General features: G+C 70.3%; 19 protein-coding genes, 1 tRNA gene and 1 other RNA gene. 5 read left to right on the top strand and 16 right to left on the bottom strand.

Annotated features, from left to right (window positions below):
* Positions 1-204 precede the first annotated feature (204 nt).
* The 4 genes from ACH4UK_RS19140 to ffs all read right to left on the bottom strand — a co-directional run bounded on the left by ACH4UK_RS19140 (position 205) and on the right by ffs (position 6,112).
* On the bottom strand, positions 205-1,869 hold the full coding sequence (locus tag ACH4UK_RS19140) for a hypothetical protein (protein ID WP_398357658.1): 1,665 nt from the start codon (positions 1,867-1,869) through the stop codon (positions 205-207).
* 359 nt (positions 1,870-2,228) lie between these two features.
* Positions 2,229-3,479, bottom strand: coding sequence for a phosphoribosylamine--glycine ligase (gene purD, locus ACH4UK_RS19135; RefSeq protein ID WP_398357657.1), 1,251 nt, complete (start codon positions 3,477-3,479; stop codon positions 2,229-2,231).
* 99 nt (positions 3,480-3,578) lie between these two features.
* Positions 3,579-5,903 (bottom strand): DNA polymerase III subunit gamma and tau, encoded by a 2,325-nt coding sequence (locus tag ACH4UK_RS19130; protein ID WP_398357655.1) that lies wholly within the window; start codon positions 5,901-5,903, stop codon positions 3,579-3,581.
* Between the two features lie 114 nt (positions 5,904-6,017).
* Positions 6,018-6,112, bottom strand: an RNA gene (ffs, locus tag ACH4UK_RS19125) — signal recognition particle sRNA small type.
* Between the two features lie 133 nt (positions 6,113-6,245).
* On the opposite strand from ffs, the gene ACH4UK_RS19120 reads away from it, so the two are divergent.
* Positions 6,246-6,333 (top strand) — tRNA-Ser (locus ACH4UK_RS19120).
* A 164-nt stretch (positions 6,334-6,497) separates the two neighbouring features.
* On the opposite strand, the gene ACH4UK_RS19115 is transcribed toward ACH4UK_RS19120, so the two are convergent.
* From ACH4UK_RS19115 to ACH4UK_RS19095, 5 genes are all read right to left on the bottom strand, one after another.
* A complete protein-coding gene (locus tag ACH4UK_RS19115; protein ID WP_398357653.1) occupies positions 6,498-7,085 on the bottom strand; it encodes a class IV adenylate cyclase in 588 nt (195 codons plus the stop codon).
* Positions 7,086-7,105: 20 nt separating this feature from the next.
* Positions 7,106-7,759: a class I SAM-dependent methyltransferase gene (locus ACH4UK_RS19110; RefSeq protein ID WP_398357652.1), complete on the bottom strand. Its 654-nt coding sequence runs from the start codon at positions 7,757-7,759 to the stop codon at positions 7,106-7,108.
* Positions 7,677-8,318 carry a hypothetical protein gene (locus ACH4UK_RS19105; protein ID WP_398357650.1) on the bottom strand — a complete coding sequence of 214 codons (642 nt, stop codon included), beginning with the start codon at positions 8,316-8,318 and terminating at the stop codon, positions 7,677-7,679. Before ACH4UK_RS19105 ends, ACH4UK_RS19110 begins: the two co-directional genes overlap by 83 nt.
* Entirely contained in the window at positions 8,311-9,213 is a 903-nt protein-coding gene (locus ACH4UK_RS19100) for a radical SAM protein (protein ID WP_398357648.1), read from the bottom strand. Before ACH4UK_RS19100 ends, ACH4UK_RS19105 begins: the two co-directional genes overlap by 8 nt.
* Positions 9,214-9,321: 108 nt before the next feature.
* Complete coding sequence (locus ACH4UK_RS19095) at positions 9,322-10,014, bottom strand: HAD family hydrolase (RefSeq protein WP_398357646.1); 693 nt, start codon at positions 10,012-10,014, stop codon at positions 9,322-9,324.
* Positions 10,015-10,110: 96 nt separating this feature from the next.
* Between ACH4UK_RS19095 and ACH4UK_RS19090 the strand changes: the two genes are divergently transcribed.
* Together ACH4UK_RS19090 and ACH4UK_RS19085 are read left to right on the top strand one after the other, a co-directional pair.
* Positions 10,111-10,884, top strand: coding sequence for an XRE family transcriptional regulator (locus tag ACH4UK_RS19090; protein WP_398357644.1), 774 nt, complete (start codon positions 10,111-10,113; stop codon positions 10,882-10,884).
* On the top strand, positions 10,871-11,338 hold the full coding sequence (locus tag ACH4UK_RS19085) for an NUDIX hydrolase (protein ID WP_398357642.1): 468 nt from the start codon (positions 10,871-10,873) through the stop codon (positions 11,336-11,338). Before ACH4UK_RS19090 ends, ACH4UK_RS19085 begins: the two co-directional genes overlap by 14 nt.
* Here ACH4UK_RS19085 and ACH4UK_RS19080 read toward each other — a convergent pair.
* Positions 11,326-11,889 (bottom strand): HD domain-containing protein, encoded by a 564-nt coding sequence (locus ACH4UK_RS19080; RefSeq protein WP_398357781.1) that lies wholly within the window; start codon positions 11,887-11,889, stop codon positions 11,326-11,328. The two genes, ACH4UK_RS19085 and ACH4UK_RS19080, sit on opposite strands and share 13 nt — an antisense overlap.
* Before the next feature lie 284 nt (positions 11,890-12,173).
* Between ACH4UK_RS19080 and ACH4UK_RS19075 the strand changes: the two genes are divergently transcribed.
* Positions 12,174-12,968 carry a hypothetical protein gene (locus tag ACH4UK_RS19075; RefSeq protein WP_398357641.1) on the top strand — a complete coding sequence of 265 codons (795 nt, stop codon included), beginning with the start codon at positions 12,174-12,176 and terminating at the stop codon, positions 12,966-12,968.
* On the top strand, positions 12,965-14,251 hold the full coding sequence (locus ACH4UK_RS19070; protein WP_398357639.1) for a 7-cyano-7-deazaguanine synthase: 1,287 nt from the start codon (positions 12,965-12,967) through the stop codon (positions 14,249-14,251). Before ACH4UK_RS19075 ends, ACH4UK_RS19070 begins: the two co-directional genes overlap by 4 nt.
* A gap of 280 nt (positions 14,252-14,531) precedes the next feature.
* On the opposite strand, the gene ACH4UK_RS19065 is transcribed toward ACH4UK_RS19070, so the two are convergent.
* The 6 genes from ACH4UK_RS19065 to ACH4UK_RS19040 form a co-directional block, all read right to left on the bottom strand.
* The gene (locus ACH4UK_RS19065) at positions 14,532-14,900 is read right to left on the bottom strand and encodes an ArsR/SmtB family transcription factor (RefSeq protein WP_398357638.1); all 369 of its coding nucleotides are present in this window, start codon (positions 14,898-14,900) and stop codon (positions 14,532-14,534) included.
* 241 nt (positions 14,901-15,141) lie between these two features.
* The gene (locus tag ACH4UK_RS19060; protein WP_398357779.1) at positions 15,142-15,498 is read right to left on the bottom strand and encodes a zinc ribbon domain-containing protein YjdM; all 357 of its coding nucleotides are present in this window, start codon (positions 15,496-15,498) and stop codon (positions 15,142-15,144) included.
* A gap of 221 nt (positions 15,499-15,719) precedes the next feature.
* Positions 15,720-16,145 (bottom strand): ATP-binding protein, encoded by a 426-nt coding sequence (locus ACH4UK_RS19055; protein ID WP_398357636.1) that lies wholly within the window; start codon positions 16,143-16,145, stop codon positions 15,720-15,722.
* Positions 16,142-16,420 carry a hypothetical protein gene (locus tag ACH4UK_RS19050; RefSeq protein WP_398357634.1) on the bottom strand — a complete coding sequence of 93 codons (279 nt, stop codon included), beginning with the start codon at positions 16,418-16,420 and terminating at the stop codon, positions 16,142-16,144. Before ACH4UK_RS19050 ends, ACH4UK_RS19055 begins: the two co-directional genes overlap by 4 nt.
* Positions 16,420-18,144 carry a SulP family inorganic anion transporter gene (locus tag ACH4UK_RS19045; RefSeq protein ID WP_398357632.1) on the bottom strand — a complete coding sequence of 575 codons (1,725 nt, stop codon included), beginning with the start codon at positions 18,142-18,144 and terminating at the stop codon, positions 16,420-16,422. Before ACH4UK_RS19045 ends, ACH4UK_RS19050 begins: the two co-directional genes overlap by 1 nt.
* Complete coding sequence (locus ACH4UK_RS19040; protein ID WP_398357777.1) at positions 18,141-18,482, bottom strand: ArsR/SmtB family transcription factor; 342 nt, start codon at positions 18,480-18,482, stop codon at positions 18,141-18,143. Before ACH4UK_RS19040 ends, ACH4UK_RS19045 begins: the two co-directional genes overlap by 4 nt.
* Between the last annotated feature and the right edge of the window lie 147 nt (positions 18,483-18,629).

The raw sequence follows: 18,629 nt of genomic DNA, 5'->3' as shown, positions 1-18,629 counted from the left end.
CCGTCACCCTTCGTCGCTAATTGACGGGAACGGAAGCTTTTCTTCCGGGTTCTGGACCTCGAGATCCGGGCTCGGGCTCCGGGGCTCCGGGACTTCGAACCTTCGTGACTTCGTGACTTCGTGACTTCGTGACTTCGTGACTTCGTGACTTCGTGACTTCGAGCAACGGTCTGTGTCGGTGCCCGTGTCCGTGTCCGCGTGCGCTCACACCAGCCGGACCGGCTTGTCCGAGCGCACACCCACCTCGGCGAGCCAGCACAGCAGCGGGTCCGGATCGCCGTCCTCGACCAGGCTGAGGACGGGAGTCGCGAGGTCCGCCCGGCGCTCGCCGCCGACGAGCAGCGCGGGACCGTCCAGCCAGTCCAGGCCGGGGGCCGCGCCCGCCGTGTCCACGGCCGCGCAGCAGACCATGGCCGCGACGTGGTCGGCGAGCAGCTCGGTGCCCGTACGCGGCGGCTGGAGCGGGAAGAGGGGCAGCGGCCCCGGTCCCCAGAGGTCGAGGGGGTCCTCCTCGGCCGCGCCGGGCTCCGGGGCGACGTGTCCCGGGGACTCGGCCTCCTCACGGGCGACCGCGGCGCCGATGCCCGCCGCGAGCTCCTCCCCCGGGCCCCCGGGGCCGCCGGAACCGGACAGATGCTCCATGACCCGGGCCAGGGTGGGGACGGCCGGGTCTGCGGCGGAGGCCCGGGGGACGCCCACGGTGTCCAGGACCTTGTGCAGCCGGGCCGCCTCGCTGCGCCACTTCCGGTCGACGACCTCGTCGGGATACTGCTGCCAGTCCACCGGCGCCCAGTCGGGACCGCTCTCGGCGGGGCCGCCGTGGAAGAGCCGGGCGGCGAGCAGGGACGCCGCCTCGTCGGCCACGCCGGGCTCCTCCAACAGGTCGCACGCGGGACGCTCGCCGAGGCGCAGGGCGAAGCCGTCGGCCAGCCGGTCCCGGCGGGAGAGCTCCGTGAGCGCGGAGACGACCCCGGCGTCCAGCCGGGAGGGCCAGCGGCCCATCCGCCAGGCGGGCAGAGCCACCCGGGTCAGCAGCCGGTCCCAGCCGGCGTAGGCGAGGCCGACCTGTTCCTGGGCGGCGATGCGCAGCCCGTAGTCGACCGTCTGGGCCCGCATGGACGCGGCGGCGGCCACACAGCGCTCCATCTCGGCGGCATGGTCCCGGCAGGCCCGCAGCAGCAGCCGGGCGACCCAGCCGATGAAGGCGAGCGGCGCCCCGCGCACCACGCCCCGGGTTGGGCCGGCGGCATCGGCGATCGCGGCGTCCAGCCCGCGTACGAAGCGGCGGGCGGCGGCTATGTCGGGGTGCGCGGACGGGCCGGTGCCCGCCACGACGGGGGCGAGGACCGCGCGGAGTTCGGCGACCCGCATCCACCACAGGAACGGCGAGCCGATGACCAGGACGGGGGCGGTGTCCCCGGCCTCCGCCGAGGCCCCCGGGCCCCTCCGGAGCGCGCGGTGCGTCCGGTCCTCCAGCCAGCTGTCGCAGTCCGGGGTCAGCGCCACGGCCGAGGGCGCGGGCACATCGAGCCGGTCGGCCAGGTCCCGGACCAGACGGTAGAGGTCGGGGGCCCCTCGCTCCGGCACCGGGACGGTCGGGCTCATGGCGGGCCGCGCGCGGGCCACGGAGACGGCGACCAGGACGGTCACCAGCAGCACGGCGACCGCGACGCCCAGGACCGTCCAGCGCACGGCGTCCCAGGCCGGACCGGCCAGGTGGCCCTGCGCGCCCGCGGCGAACAGCACGACGGCGACGGCCGCGGGCAGGATCGCCACGGCCAGTGCCCTGCTGCGGATCCGCAGCAGGGAGAGCGCTCGGGCCTGTGCGGCCCGCGCACCCAGCTCCTCACCCACATCGATACCGGACACGACCGGACGTCACCCCCTCTGCCCCGCGACGGTGTTGCTCACTCCCCCACTGTGGCACCCGTCACCGACATCGCAATGCCGGTGGGCCAAGTGCCGGAACGCTTGCGCCGCACCCTAGTTGGGGCTCCGGCAGCCGTCATCCGGATGGCCCAGTCGTCACCCGATGGAATGGCTTTGGGTAAAGCTGCTGACGTGTCCGCGTCCATGGGCAAGCAGGCGGCCGGGGCGGTCGCGAACAGGGGTCAGCCCCTCGCGCCTACCGCGTGCGCCGGTGGCGTACGGGGGCGGGCGGAGGGGCTGCTGTGTCCGCCGGGTCAGCCGGGTCAGCTCTGTCGGCCGGGTCAGCCGGGTCGGCCGGGTCAGCCCTGCGAGGCCTTCAGGGCGATGTCCGTACGGTGCTGGGACCCGTCCAGGCGGATCCGGCCGAGCGCGGTGTAGGCGCGCTCACGGGCCGCCGTGAGGTCCTTGCCGGTCGCGGTCACCGAGAGCACCCGGCCGCCCGCGCTGAGCACCGCGTCGCCTTCGGCGCGGGTCCCGGCGTGCAGGACGTACGCGTCGGGGGCATCCTGCGCCGCGACGTCCGCGAGCCCGTCGATGGGGTCGCCGGTGCGCGGAGTGTCCGGGTAGTTGTGCGAGGCGATGACCACGGTGACCGCGGCGGCGTCGCGCCAGTTCAGCGGCGGGAGGACGTCGAGAGCGCCGTTGGCGGAGGCGAGCAGGACACCGGCCAGCGGCGTCTTCAGCCGGGCCAGCACCACCTGGGTCTCCGGGTCGCCGAAGCGCGCGTTGAACTCGATGACCCGCACGCCGCGCGAGGTGATCGCGAGGCCCGCGTAGAGCAGCCCGGAGAAGGGCGTGCCCCGGCGGCGCAGCTCGTCGACGGTCGGCTGGAGCACGGTCTGCAGGACCTCGTCGACCAGCTTGGGGTCCGCCCACGGGAGCGGGGAGTAGGCGCCCATGCCGCCGGTGTTGGGACCCTCGTCGCCGTCCAGGGCGCGCTTGAAGTCCTGGGCGGGCTGGAGCGGCAGCACGGTGGTGCCGTCGGTGATCGCGAAGAGGCTGACCTCGGGGCCGTCGAGGAACTCCTCGATGACCACGCGGTCGCAGGAGAGCGCGTGGTCGCGGGCGGCGGCGAGGTCGTCGGTGACGACGACGCCCTTGCCGGCCGCGAGGCCGTCGTCCTTGACGACGTACGGGGCGCCGAAGGCGTCGAGGGCCTCGTCGATCTCCGCGGGGGTGGTGCAGACGTAGCTGCGGGCGGTGGGGACTCCGGCGCCGGCCATGACGTCCTTGGCGAACGCCTTGGAGCCCTCCAGCTGCGCGGCTTCGCCGGAGGGGCCGAAGCAGGGGATGCCGGCCGCGCGCACGGCGTCGGCGACCCCGGCGACGAGCGGCGCCTCCGGGCCGACGACCACCAGCCCGGCGCCCAGCTCGGTCGCGAGGCGCGCGACGGCGTCACCGTCGAGCGCGTCGACCGGGTGCAGTTCGGCCACCTCTGCGATGCCGGCGTTGCCGGGGGCGCAGTACAGAGCGGTGACATCGGGGTCGAGGGACAGAGAGCGGCACAGGGCGTGTTCGCGGGCGCCGCCGCCGATGACGAGGACCTTCACGGGGTGCAGCCTAGCCGCCGGGCACGGTGGGCCCCGACGGCCGCCGGTCCGTGGACGGCCCGCCTCCGTCCTGGCGCCGCCGCCCTCGCCGTCATCGGCTCACTGCTCGTTGGTGAACTCCTCGACCACCGTGGCGCCCAGCTCGCGGACGATCAGCTCATGGCCGGAGAGGGCGGAGTCGACCAGATCCGGATCGTCGGCCTCCGGGGTGTCGTCCTCGGGGGCCACGGATCGCGGCGGCTCCGCCCCGTACGAACGGTGGGAGGCCTCGGGGGCGGGCGCGGCCTCCCGGCCCTGCGGTGGCGCGGACGAGGGCGGCGGCTGCTGGGCCGACGGCGCGTGCTGCCCCTGCGGCGGGGACGAGGGCTGCTGGGGGGCGGAGTGCTGGGGCCGGGGCTCGTACGCCACCGGGGCCGCCGGTGCCGCCGGGGCGGGCTGGTACTGCGGGGCGGGACGTCCGCCGCCTCCGCCGGACTGCGGGGGCATCCCGCCGCCGGAGGGGTCGACGACCGCTTCGATGCGCCACTGGGCGTTGAAGCGTTCGACGAGGGCCTGCTTGAGGACCTCCTCGCTGCCGCTGCTGGCGAAGTTGTCACGGGCGCCCGCGTTGAGGAAGGCGATCCGCAGTGTCGTCCCGTCGAACCCGGCGACCTGGGCGTTCTGGCTGAGCAGGATCCAGGTGAAGCGCCGCCGGTTCTTGACCGCCTCGAGGATGTCGGGCCACATGCTCTGCACCTGGGCGGCGCCCTGGCCCATGCTCTGACCGCCCTGGGGCGCGGCCGGCGCGACGGGGGCCGCCGGAACCGGGGCGACCGGGGCGGCGGCGGCCAGCGGGGCCGTGGCGGGGGCCGGGCCGCTGCCCGGGGCGGACGCGGTGGGCCAGCCGCCGGGGCGGCGGGCCTGGTCCCCGCCGCCACCGGCAGCGGGCCAGGACCCAGGCCGCTGGCCGGCCTCGGGGGCCGCGGCGGGAGCCTGCGGGGCCGGCTCGGCGGCGGGGGCGGGAGCGGCGTGCGGTGCGGCGTCAGGTGCCCCGGGGCCGGGCGCTTCGCCCCGTACGGCGACACGGGCCGCGTCCGGACCCGCGGAGGCAGCCTGGGGCGCATGGCCCTGGGATGGGTGGGCCTGAGGTGCGTGGACCTGGGGTGCGTGGACCTGGGGCGCTTGGATCTGGGGCGCGTGGGCTTGGGCCTCGGCCCCCGGGACGTACCCCATCGGCGCCACAGCCGCCGGCGGGGCGGCGAACGAAGCGGCGGCAGCGGCGGCCGAGGCCCCACGCTCCAGCCGGTCGAGCCGGGCCTGCAGCGACCGCTCGTCGTCGTAGGCGGCGGGCAACAGGACCCGGGCGCAGATCAACTCCACCTGGAGGCGCGGCGAGGTGGCGCCGCGCATCTCCGTGAGCCCGTCGTTGACCAGGTCGGCGGCTCGGCTCAGCTCGGCGGCGCCGAAGACGGAGGCCTGGGCCTGCATCCGCTCGACCACATCGGCGGGGGCGTCGATGAGCCCCTTCTCCCCGGCGTCGGGCACGGCGGCGAGGATCACCAGATCGCGCAGCCGCTCCAGCAGATCGGCCACGAACCGACGCGGGTCGTTGCCGCCCTCGATGACCCGGTCCACGACCTCGAAGGCGGCGGCCCCGTCGCCGGCGGCGAAGGCGTCGACGATCGAGTCGAGCAGCGAGCCGTCGGTGTACCCGAGGAGCGAGGTGGCCATGGCATACGTCACACCGTCGTCGCCCGCACCGGCGAGCAACTGGTCCATGACGGACATCGAGTCACGCACGGATCCGGCCCCGGCGCGCACGACGAGCGGCAGGACGCCGTCCTCGACGGAGCTGTTCTCCCGCCCGCAGACGTCGGCGAGATAGCTGCGCAGCGTCCCCGGGGGCACCAGCCGGAACGGATAGTGGTGCGTACGCGACCGGATCGTCCCGATGACCTTCTCGGGCTCGGTCGTCGCGAAGATGAACTTGAGGTGCTCCGGCGGCTCCTCGACCACCTTCAGCAGGGCGTTGAAGCCCGCCGGGGTGACCATGTGCGCCTCGTCGATGATGTAGATCTTGTAACGACTGGAGGCGGGCCCGAAGAACGCCTTCTCGCGCAGATCACGGGCGTCGTCCACACCACCGTGCGAAGCGGCGTCGATCTCGATCACATCGATGGACCCCGGCCCGTTGCGCGCGAGGTCCTGACACGACTGGCACTCCCCGCACGGCGTGGGTGTGGGCCCCTGCTCGCAGTTCAGACAGCGGGCGAGGATGCGCGCACTGGTCGTCTTTCCACAGCCGCGCGGCCCGCTGAACAGGTACGCGTGATTGACCCGGTTGTTCCGCAGGGCCTGCTGGAGCGGGTCAGTGACATGCTCCTGACCGATGACCTCGGCGAACGACTCGGGGCGGTAGCGGCGGTACAGCGCAAGGGACGACACACCTACGAGGTTATCGGGGCCCACCGACAACCGGCCCCACACCGCCCGAGCCACCACCCCCGGGCCCGCACACGACACCCGGCGCAACCCCTGCGGCCAGGGCCCCCGGAAACGCAAAGGGCCCCCCACGCACCCGCCAGAGCCGACCTACCCTTGCTGCCTTCCGGCCCTGGGGGAGTTCAGTCAGATAGCGCCACGTGAGGGGCTGACGCCCACCTTAGCGGATCCCCACCCCCTCCGGTCCACCCGCCCACCCCCGCGGGACGACCTGTGGGACCCCTCCGGACGATCTTCGGGGAACGTGTTCGCGAGCACCCTCCAACGTCTTGTATTGTTTGCGGCGGAGGATTCGCCTAGTGGCCTAGGGCGCACGCTTGGAAAGCGTGTTGGGGGCAACCCCTCACGAGTTCGAATCTCGTATCCTCCGCCATTGCTCTCACCGGGCAATACGTCGAAGGCCCCCACTGCTTGCAGTGGGGGCCTTCGACGTTGGTGGTTGCGGCCGGACGGGCCCGTGAACCGCTTCCGCCGCGGGGTGCGGGGTGCGGGTACAGCAACGGCCAGTTCTCCAGACACGGCCCCCTCTCCCCAGGATCACTCGCTCGGGACAGCAGCCCTGGCCGAAGCCTGCTTGCAGGCGTCAGCGAAGAGGAGCGTGGGTTCGGCCAGAATGTCCCGTTCGGCCTCGCTCTTGTAGATCTCGTCGACGCTGCCGAATCGTGCCTCGGCGTAGTCGAGGTCGAGCAGGGCGGCTGCCTGGCGGACCGACGCCTCGTCGGGTCCTTCGATCTCGACGAAGGTGGGGAGGTCCGGCCAGGTGTCGAAGTCGAAGGCGACTTCGCCCAGGCGCCACTCCTCGCGGTAGTTCTCCTGGTAGCGGACTTCGCGCAGGCCGACGTTGCGGAGAATCTCGGCCATGGCGTGCAGGTCGGACACCTCGGTCTCGATCTCGGTGGTGCCGTCGATCGTCGTGGAGTCGGTGACCTGCTTCAGCGTGAGCGTGGAGCGGGTGGCCTCGTCCCTCAGACGGACCCAGGCGCCGCCTTCGAGGGCGTCGTTCTCGAAGATCTTCCGGGTGAGGAGGGTGCGCGGAAATGCCTGGACGGCTCCGAGCGCCGTCAGTTTGGCCTGGAGGCCGTCGACGTCGACGTCGAGGAACTTGGCCTCGTACTCGTGCTTCATATGTCCTTCTTCCCGTAGCTCTAGGAGGGGGTGGACGCGCGGGCTGCGAGGAGAAGGCCCATGCGGTGGTTGTGGTCCTGTAGCTGTCCGACGTGCGCCTGCTCGGTGAACTCGTTGGTCCGCAGTGTGAGCAGGACGTCCCAGTCCCCGATGAAGTAACGCCGCAGCTTCTCGGGGGATGTGTAGTGCTCCAGCACGTGGTGGCGTTGCGTGAGGGGCATCATGAACTCCGCGCCGAACAGACCGCCGGGCCGGACCAGGCGCTGCATGCGGTCGACGAACTCGCCCAACGGCCGTTGATGGTTGGCACTGTAATGCCACGAGCAGCTCGTCCAGACGGCATCGCAGGGGGCGGTGATGGGTTCGGAGGCGAGGAAGTCCTCCTCCACGACCTGGACACGGTCGTGAAGCCCTTCCTGCTTCAGACGCTCGATCATGCCCATCGCGTGACCGGTTCTGCCACCCGGAAGTTGGACCTCGCCGCCGTGGAGGGCGAGCGGGTCGCGCTCGATGGCGACGACGCGGTAGCCGGCCGCGGCCAGTGGCACGACGAGTCTGCCGTCGCTCGCGCCGATGACCGTCACCGTGGAGTCAGGCCCCGTACGCTCCTTCAGCGCGGCGAGGAACTGGGGGAAGAAGGTGAGGGTGTGCCGCCACATGCTGGGTGTCTGCACGGGGTTGCTCTCCTTGCGAGTGGGTGCTCAGGACGGCTCGGAGTGCCTCGTCAGGGGTGAGTCCGGTGGTGTTCACGCGGTGCATTGGGAACGAGGCGTAGGCGTCGGTGATCTTGTCTGCGGTGATCTCGGCGAGGGTGTCCCAACGCGAGACAGGCTTGTCGCGCCGGGCGAGTCGGCGCTGGCGCTCGTCCTCCGCGCAGACGAGGTAGTGGGTGACGGGACGCGGGATGCCCGGCGGCAGGGACACGGAGAGGTTGGCTCCGAAAGCGCGGTGGTTGGCCAGACAGCGTGCGAAGTAGCTTTCGACGACGACCGGGATGCCGGCGGACAGGTACCGCTGGATCTGATCGGTGGCGGTGAACAGGGCCGAGAGGTAGAAGCACATGCGCGCCTCTACGTTTCCCAGCCGGTCGACCTCCTGCCGCAGTACCTGGTAGGCGGGTGGGACGGTCGGGACCAGTACCGCGCCACGGGCGGCCGCGAGCATGGGGGCGAGGGTGGATTTACCGGTGCCGCGGAGCCCTTCGACGCTCTCGAGCGACGCCGGGTCAGACACGTCCGTACACCACGTCCGGCACCGCGAGCGTGAGCTCGTCGGTGGCGGACGGCCGGTGGTCGATGTGATCGGCGAGCTTGTCGTACCAGAAGGCGTGCGAGTCCTTGCCGACAGCCTTGCAGGACATGGTGAGCGCGCCGCGCGGGTCGGCCTCGATCCGCTCGATCTCCACAGGGCCCCCGGAGGGGAGGCACGCGTCTGGTGCACCGAGCTCGGACAGGTCCTCGTCGAGGATCACCTCGATGTCCAGCTCGGCCGAGGCCAGGCACTCCCGCAGACGGGTGTAGGCCGTGGCGTCGTTGACGAGGAGCTCGGGGTGGTCCGCTGCGTTGCCGACCGGCCGAAGGCAGTGGAGTTTCAGCTGCTCCACCCCGTAGTGCTGCAGTGTGCGGGCGAGCGGCAGGACCTCGTCGATGTTGCGTGAGGTGACCGTCATGGTCGCGCCGGCGCGGACGCCGAGCTGCTGGGCGATTTCGAGGGCGCTCAGGGCGCTGCGGTAGCTTCCGAACTTCCGGATCTTGTCGTTGGTCGTACCGATGCCCTCCAGCGACACCCGGAGCAGGTCCAGGTCGGGGGCGATCTCGGTCAGCCGGCGCTCGATCCGGTAGCCGTTGGTGCAGATCTCGACCTGCATGCCCAGGTCCCGCTTGGCGTACCGGACGACCTGGGCGAGGTCTCGGTAGACGAACGGCTCGCCGCCCAGCAGGGTGACAGCCTCGGTGCCGTACTCGTCGCGCATCAGCGTGAGGAGGTTGACCGCCTCGTCCGTGGTGAAGGCGTCGGCGTGCTGGAGCCGTTTGCCGTGGAAGCAGTGCAGGCATGCGAAGTTGCAGCGGTAGAGCAACTGCAGGTACAGCATCCGGATCCTGCGGATCCCGGTGACTTCGCTGATCACGAGGGTCTCCTTCGAGGCGCTTGCCTGGTGGGAGACCTGATATTGGCGGGACAGGTACGGACCTCGTCACCGCGTATCGGGACGCTCCAAGGACGTCCTGGGACGTTTTCAGTGTGCGGAGAGCGCCTCCAGAATCCCGAGTACACGGCCGGTGTCTGTCAGATCGGGCAGGACCGTACGGGCACCGGCGGCTGCCAGCTCTTCGGAGCTGTGGACGCCGGAGGCGACCGCGATGATCTCGGAGCCTGTGGCGAGTGCGGCCTCCACGTCCCTCGGGGTGTCTCCGACGAGCACGACGGGCACGCCATCCGGGGCGCCCCGCAGCCGCCGAGCCCGCTCCCGGGCGACAGCGACCAGGTCGGAGCGTTGGAGGGCATCGGCCCCGTAGGCGCCAACCGGCAGGTCGAGGAGGGGATCAAGGCCGAAGGCCGCGACCTTCACGCGGGCGTTGTCCGCGATATTGCCTGTGAGCACCGACGACACCCAACTGCTGCGCACGGAGACCTCCTTCAGGACTTCCCGCACACCAGGCAGGGCTGTTCCCCGCTGGCTGAGGGCGTGGAGACGGGCCTCCCCGGCGTCGGCGAGAGCCTTCTCGACCGCTGGCCAGTCCGGCTCGGCCAGGCCGTTCCGCTCGAACATGTCGCGCATGATCAGCCGGTCCGTACGCCCTTCCGTTCGCGCCGGCCCCGCAGGCGCCCTTCCCGCCAGGGCCGTGAAAGCGGCGGCGTAGATCTCCTTGCTGACCCCGGAGTTCTCGATGAGGGTGTGGTCGATGTCCCACAGAACGATGAGCTCCATGCATCCAGCGTAAATACAGCCGTCATGGCCCCTCCCACCGCGGAACGTCCCGAACCGTCCTTGCCGCCCCTGACCGGCTCGGCTTGGATGAAGCTTGTGAACGAGCGATTGCACTCCGTGCTTGCCCAGCGCGGCATCCCACCCGAGTCACTCGCCGAAGTCTGTGAGGTGGACCCCAAGACCGTTGGCCGGTGGCTCGGTGGGCGCGTTCCCCATCCTCGCCACCGCTTCCGTGTCGCCAAGCACTTACGGGTCGAGGAACTGTTCCTCTGGCCCGCACCGGCGCCGAGCACTCAGCAGCAACTCACCGGTTCAGGGCAGGAGTTGGTCGGGACCTACCAGAATCGGGCGAGCGTCCCGCGGGACACATGGCTGTCGCTGCTCAAGGGCACCCAGGAGCAGATCAGCGTCCTCGTCTTCTCCGGCACCTTCTTCGCCCAGTCCAACCCGCACGTTGCCAAGATGCTCGCCGAGCGCGCATCGAGCGGAGTGCGAGTGCGGCTCTGCTTCGGCGACTCGAAGGGCCGGGCCGCAGCAATCCGAGGCCACGAAGAAGGAATCGGCGACACACTCGCCGCCAAAATCCGCGCCTCCCTGACCTACTACCGGCCCCTGTTGTCCGAGGGCGGCTGCGAGGTGCGCCTGCACGACACCACGCTCTACACCTCCATGTTCCGGTACGACGATGACCTTCTGATCAACCCGCACGTCTGGGGCCAGCCAGCCAGCGCCAACCCTCTCCTCCATCTCCGCAGAGCAGACACCGCAGGCTGGTTCGACAACTACGCTCAGAGTTTCGAAGCTGTCTGGGCCACCGCACGGCCCTGGGCACCGGACCAGGAGGGGCCCTCGCCGCATGGGCAGGACTGAGTACTACAACGACCCCAAGGCCCCCAAGGCGAACACGCTCATCCCCGCCAACAACCTGCTCGTCGTCGACGACAGCGGCGCCATACTCCTCCAACGCCGCCGGGACACCGGCCAATGGGCCCTGCCGGGCGGAGCCCAGGACATCGGCGAGACCGCCGCCCAGTGCGCCGTGCGTGAATGCCTGGAAGAGACCGGAATCATCGCCGAGATCACCGGATTCTTGGGGGTCTACACGAACCCGAACCACATCGTGGCCTACACCGATGGCGAGATCCGCCAGCAGTACGAGAACACGTACATCGGCCGCCCGGTGGGTGGCGCGCCCACGATCAACGACGAGGCCGACGGTGTCCGCTACGTCCAGCCGGGCGACCTGGACCAGTACGACGTCCACCCCAGCATGCGACAGCAGATCGGCGACTACCTTGCTGGCACGTACCCCTACCTGGGTTGAGCCGCTACAGCTGCTTCCACCCTGCCGACGGCTGCACGGATGTCCGGCTCCGCCCTGCGAATGAACCGCCCCACCAGGCTGTTCGCCCCGTAGCGACCTACGATCTCCGCCACCCGGTCAGCTGCAGTGGTTGTCTCGCCATCGGGCGTCGTTGTCATGTCGCAGTACACAAGCGCGTCCACAAGCAGCCCTTCATCCAGCAAGGGGAACTCGCGTACCAGTACCTCCATCAGCCCGCGCTCCTCGGCTTCCAAAAGCGCGAACGAATGGTTCGCGACCAACCGAACCAGCCGCTCATCAGCACCATGCTCGTCCCGGAGAAACCGGGCCCCGTCGAGCGGATGAAAACCCGTCCCAGCCAGCCGAGGTGCGTAGCCCACGTCGTGCAGCACCGCCGCGGCAATCAACAGCTCAGCGTTCCCCGCCAAGGCCGGACTGAGCCCTGCGGCACGCGCCGCCACACCCTGCGAATGGGCCCAGCGTTGGGGAAGCACGTCGCAGAGCTCCTTCTCAGCTACGCGCTTTGCCCACTCCAGCATCGTTTCGCCCATGGCTCGTTCGATGCCCAGCAAGGACCAAAATCAGTCACTGACATCGAACGCCACAGCGCGAATCATGCTCGGCAGGGTAATGCGCCGCGCAACGCCCTGGGCGGATGGGCTCCCGAAGCCGCGTTGACGCGGCCGAAGAACACCTGGGCTCCGTAGCCCAAGGTAGTCGGCCGGGAAGCGCCCCCTGAACTGGCAACGAGTATGGCCGATTTGCGTTCTATCTGCGCCCTTGTGTTCCTGCTCCCATAGCAAGGAGAGGCCATCAAGCCGAGGAGGCATTTGGCATGGGCACATCCACACGCTGGCTGGGTCCGGGAGGCCGGTCAGGTACGGCAGCCGAGTGGAGCGCCATAAGCAGTCGGCTGTCCAGATGGGACAGCGAAGGACCGCAGGCCGAACGGCTTCTTGACAAGATCCTCGATGACTATCTGGGTGTACTGCACCGAACCATGCGCGAAGACCAGTCCGCCTTCGGCCTCGTCGACGCCGCAACCGAGGCCGGCTATCGCCTTGCCGACGCCATGGCCGTGATGGCTCGCGACGGCCCAACGGCTTCCGCGGACGACTTCCTGGCCCGATTCACCGACGAAGTAGGCGGGAGGGGCAGCACGATCACCGACGCAGCGATACGTCGGGCCGCGACGGACACTGCCGAACGGCTTTTGGAGCGACAAAACGCAGAAGCCGGCGAAGGAGAAGCGGCAGGCGGAGGTCTCGCCGGGGATCTGCTGTGCCTGCTGTACCAGTGGTTCTTTGCGGACATAGTCACCGAGTTCCTCCGGTCGGTCATTGCCGAAAAGGTCAAGCTCGTCGTGCCTGTTCTGCATGTTCTCGACCCTGGTGATCACGTGGCCGACTGGGCCGCCGACAAGGTCGTCTCGCTGGTCCCGAATCTTTGCGAGGAGGCGGCCGAACTGGTGGAGGAGGCCGAGTCCGCCGAGACAGTGATCGCAGACCCGGTCGGCTCCCTACCCGACATCGCCCGGCGCCTGGTCCCCGGCACGGTGGGCAAAGTGCTGGGTCTGGTCGTCGAGGACGTAATGGAACTCCATGAAGGCGCCCCGGAGGCATCCGTATGACGGCTACCCATCGGCCCTTCTTCTGGATCGAGCCCGGCGGGGCAAAGTCACCCACCGGATGGCAGCCTCTGAGCGACCACAACTACTGGGAAGCAAAGTCCCGTGCCCCGCAATGGCAGTCTTTCCTGGGCTCTGCTCCCTCCTGGGCGGACGACCTGCACCGAGTCGGCCGTGCGGTCTTCGCCGCAGACAAACACACCCGCCGTGATACCTCCTTCGACCGCTGGACCCGCCACATGCGGCTCTCCGTACCCGTCGCCGCATACGAACGCTGGCAGTCCGTCCGACCGCTTCTCACATCCCTGCTGCGAACCATGACCGCCGACCGGTGGGATGTGGAATTCCGTGAGGCCAACTTGGCCACCAACGTGCCCTTCACCTTCGACCCCGGCTCCCGGGCCGGAGAGGTCGTCCTGTTCTCCGGAGGTCTGGACTCCCTGAGCTGGGCGGCTCAGCGCGCCTCTTTCCGTACATCCGAGGAACTACTGCTCGTCTCCTTCGGTGAACAGAACTTCGGGCACCTCCAGGACTCCGTATACGACGGCATCTGCCGGCGCCGGGCCCGCCCGGTCCGCCGCATCACCCTGAGCCAGAACGTACGCATCCAGAACAAGGACCAAGGGGACCCGGACCCGGAGCGCACCACCCGCTCTCGTGGCTTTCTCTACGCGACCACCGCCGTCCGCGCGGCAGCCGCCGAGGGCGCCCCCTCCGCGCATATCCCCGAAAACGGCCAGCTCTCCATCAATCCGCCCCTGACCCCCGCCCGTGCCGCCGCCTGCTCCACGCGATCCGTCCACCCCTGGACGCTGCACCTGCTGAACCAGCTGATCGCTGCCGTGGCAAACGGACCAGTCGTACAACTCAAGAACCCGCTCGCCCACCTCACCAAGCGCCAGGTCTGCCACTCCGCGCTCGATGCGGGCCTCACCCCTGCCGACCTCGCCGCCACCCTGAGCTGCGGCACCCCTCCCAAGCACCGCCCGCATGGCTCCGGCCTCGCCAACTGCGGTCATTGCTACCCCTGCCTGGTGCGCCGCGCGGGCCTGTTCGGCATTGACCACACTCCCTACGACTACGACCCCTGGGATCCGCATCTTCGCTGGGACCAAGCGGAACACTGGCACGCCCTGCAGAGCTGGCTCGCCGCCTCCTACTCCTTCCGAGACCTGATCGCCGACACCCCGCTCCCTCCGGGCACGGATACGCAGGCCACGCTGGCCGTTATCGAGCGGGGGCGCGAGGAGCTATCGGAATTGCGGGGGATCGAAGGCACGGCTTGATGCCGGCGCCGATCCCGTGCTGCGTAACCTTCGTGATCACCATCGCGTCGGTGAGCAACTGCAGGGCTTGCTGACGAGCACCAAGTCCACCTGGGCATAAGGCAGAAAATCCGAACCGCCACTGGAACACGTCGCTAAGCATGACCAGCCGGGTCAGCCGTAGCTCGATACGGGTCGGCCTCCGCACAGTAGTCCGCTTCCGTGGCGACGTTGGCGGTTGCGGTTCCCGACTACTGCCCGTTGAGGACTGCCCGGCGGCGTGTAAGAGGGTCCCCGTCGTTCACTGGGGCGTCGGCCTGTTCCGCTGGGGCGCGGGGTCGGTGTCGGTGGCCTGGAGATCGGCCAGCAGTTCCACCTGGCCCGTCAGCACGCCGGACAGGATGGTCCGTGCCACCCGCAGTAGCTCCGCCACCTGTGGGTTGGTCAGCGAGTAGTGGACGGCGGAGCCCTCACGACGGGGGACGACCAGGTTGGCCCGGCGCAGGACGGCCAACTGCTGGGAGAGGTGGGCCGCTTCGACGCCGATCTCGGACAGCATCTCGGAGACCGCGTACTCGCGCCGGCTGAGGAGTTCCAGCACACGGATACGCACCGGATGGCCGAGAGTCTTGAAGAACTCGGCCTTCAGTTGGTACAGCGGCGCGCTCACCGACCGAACCCCGCCCCGCTCCGGGCCGTCGGCCGGCCGGGGGCCCGGACGGTCGCTGTCGTGCGCGTACCGTGCACCGCATCCACATCAGAACACTTCACCATGGGGACCATCATCGCGCCCTCACTCCACCGTCGTAACCTCGGGAATCGCCGGGGTCACCCATGCGGAGAGTCGCTCGTGACAGGCCGCGGCGCGGCGGCGCACGGCCCGTCCCGCCGCCGCGTCCCGAGGGGCCCGGTCAGACCTTCTTGACCACGCTGGACTTGAGCTGCATAGAGCCGAATCCGTCGATCCTGCAGTCGATGTCGTGGCCGTCCACACCGTCCACCAGGCGGATGTTGCGTACCTTGGTGCCGGCCTTGATTCCGCTCGGGCTGCCCTTGACCTTGAGGGTCTTGGTCACCGTCACCGTGTCCCCGTCGGCGAGTACGTTGCCGACGGCATCCCTGATCCGCCCGTCGTCCTCGGTGCCGCTCGCGGGTTCGGCGGCCGCGGGCGACCATTCATGACCGCATTCGGGACAGACCAGGAGCGCACCCATTGCGTAGGTGTACACGCCGGCGCACTCGGGGCACGGTGGCAGCGTCTCGGTCACATCGTTCATGGTGATTCCTTGCTCGATCGTTCGTGTGCATCTCTTGCGGCGGGCTCTGAGCGGGGCCGGACCAGGCGCTGGGCCACGCGTCGCTGCTCCACTGGCGCTGGTTCCCGGCCGCCGCCCGGTGGGTGGCGGGGGCGGCAGGCTCGGGTCGGGTCGGGTGGTGCAGCGCCACTCAAGGGTCATGGCTGCTGCCTCGGTCTTCGTGCGTGGATCGTTCACAGGGGGAGGGTGATCCAGATGCTTTTGCCCTTGCTGTCCGCGTCGCCCCGGACGACTGCCGTGCCGCCGAGGCCGAGGGTGAGTTCCATGACGGTGCCCAACCCGCCGCTGCTCGTTCTGGTGAGCTCCGAGAAGTGCGGGGGCTGGTAGGGGTGCCGGTCGTGCACGGCGAACGCGAACGTGTCCGGACCGGCCGCGTAGATCACCGTCACGTTCGGGGACAGCACGGCGGCGTGCTGGACGCTGTTGGTGACCAGTTCGGACAGGATCAACAGTGCCGGATCGACCATGGGGTGGCGTCTGCTGACACCCCACTCGGTCAGGACCTGTTCGGTGGTCTCACGCACGATCCGCACCGCGGAGCCCACCGCGGGAAGCGTCAGGACGTGCCGCAGCGGGAGAGCCTGGAGTTGTCTGTTCACCGGGTGGCCCCGGCGTGGGCCGGACGGAACCCCGCGACGGTCTGCGGGCGGCCGCGTACCGGCGTGGCGTGCGGCCCGTGCGGCCCGTGCGGCCAGCCGCGCAGGTCACGGCGGTAGTGGCCCGCCCCGTCCGGATCGGTGATCACCTCGGCCTGGCGGAGCACGGGAACCTCGGCCCGGACGTACACCAGTTGTCCCCGGGCCGCGGTTTCGGGCGGTCGCAGCGCCTCGGTGCCGGGCAGCTCGGTCATGCGGCGGGAGACGGGGGTGGACATCAGGAAGCCTCTTCCGTGACGAATGCGGTGCCGGAGGCCCCACGGAGGTACCCGGCCCGGTACAGGTGGGTGCGGGCCCCGGCGATCGCCTCCGGGGTGGTGGCGTACTCGCGCCCCTCCCGCTGGAGCAGGCCCAGCGCGCCGACCGATTCGAGGGCGCGTCGCTGACCGGGACAGATGCCGGAGGCCAGTACAGCGATGCCTCGCCGGTTCAGCTTCTCCACGGCGTCCTTGAGGACCAGGGCCCCGGTGGCGTCCATCGTCGTGATCCGCGACATCCGCAGGATCACCACGCGGACGTCGGCGACCTCGGAGAGCTCCAGGAGGAAGCGATGGGCGCCGGCGAAGAACACCGGCCCGTCGATGCGGTACGCGACGATGTGCTCGGCCAGCAGCGCGTGCTCTTCCTCACCGTGCTCGCCCGGCAGATCAGCCGTGAAGTCGACCTGGTCCATCCGGGCATGGTTGGCGACCTCCCTCAGCGCCAGGGCGCCCGCGACGACGAGACCGATGACGACCGCATGGACGAGGTCCAGGGCAAGTGTGGCCACGGCGGTCAGCACCAGCACGATGGCGTCCGAGCGGGTCGCCCGGACCATGGTCCGCAGGGCGCCGACCTCGACCATGCGGATCGCGGTGGCCAGCAGTACCCCGGCCAGGGCGGCCAGGGGGATCTTGGAGACGAGCGGGGCGGCGGCGAACACGATCACCGCGAGGACGGCGGCGTGGGTCAGGGCGGCGAGGCGGGATCCAGCGCCGCTGCGGACGTTGACGGCGGTACGGGCGATCGCCGCGGTGGCGGGCACACCGCCGAACAGCGGAGCCGCCAGGTTCGCGATGCCCTGTCCGAAGAGTTCCTTGTCCGGGTCATGCTTCTGGCCCACCGTCATGCCGTCCGCGACCGTTGCCGACAGCAACGACTCCAGCGCCGCGAGCGCGGCGACCGCCACGGCCGGGGCGAGCAGTGAGCCCAGTGCGGACAGGTCCAGGAAGGCCGGCGACGGCACGGACAGCCCGGACGGCAGGTCGCCGATCGGGGCCGCCGCGTCCAGGTGGAAGAGCTGGGCGACCAGCGTCGCGGCGGCGACGCCGACGATCGAGAACGGGATGGTGGGCCGCCACCGGGCGCCGAGCAGCATCACCGCCGCCACCGAGAGGGCCAGGGCGGCCGCGGTCCAGTTCGGGGTGTGTACGAAATCCCCGGCTGCCCGCCACGCCACCATCAGGACCTTGTCCCCGTCGGGTGTGGGGACCCCGAGGGCGTTCGGGACCTGCTGCAGGCCGATCACACACGCGATGCCGAGGGTGAAGCCCTCCACCACCGGCGCCGGGATGTAGCGCATGCACCGGCCGGCCCTCAGCAGGGCCAGCGCGATCAGCAGTACGCCGGCCATCAGCCCGACGGTCAGCACTCCGCCCGGCCCGTACTGGGCGACGATCGGCACCAGCACCACCGTCATCGCCCCCGTCGGCCCGGACACCTGGAGGTTGGAGCCGCCGAAGAGCGCGGCGAGCGCACCGGCGACGACAGCGGTGGCCAGTCCGGCCTCGGCGCCCAGGCCGGAGGAGACCCCGAAGCCGAGCGCCAGCGGCAACGCCACGATCGCCACGGTGAGACCTGCGAGCAGGTCGCGGCGCGGATTGCGGGCCATGACAGCGAAGTCCGCGCGGGCAGGCAGCAGCGACCGGACCCGGCCCCATGATCGGGCAGCCAACACCTTCACCGTGCCGAAACCTCGGCTTCCCGCAGCTCCGCGAGCAACTGGTGCTGCCCGGCCAGCATCTCGGTCAGAATCCGGCGCGCCGCCCGCATCAGGTCGGCCACGTCCCCGCCCGCCAGCTCGTAGACGACCGTCGAACCCTCACGCGCGGAGGAGACGATGCCCGAACGTCGCAGCACCGCCAGCTGCTGGGACAACGCCGCGGGCTCCACCTCGATCGCCGCCAGCAAGTCGCGGACCGGCATCCGGCCGTCCTGCAGCAGCTCCAGAACCCGTATCCGCACGGGATGCCCGAGCATCCGGAAGAACTCGGCCTTCGCCTGATACAGCGGAACCGGCACGATCACGGACCCCCTTCGCCACCCCGACGGCCCGGGGCTTCGCTCGGCATTGCGCCCACGGCCACGCCTACGGCCTCGGCCGCCTGCCGACACAACCAACACAGCATGTAGTGAATTGCCGAATTTCGCAATTCATAGATTCGTTGT

This window comes from Streptomyces sp. NPDC020884 (assembly GCF_044333935.1).
Lineage (GTDB): Bacteria > Actinomycetota > Actinomycetes > Streptomycetales > Streptomycetaceae > Streptomyces.
This window is presented reverse-complemented; position numbering and strand designations above follow the sequence as displayed.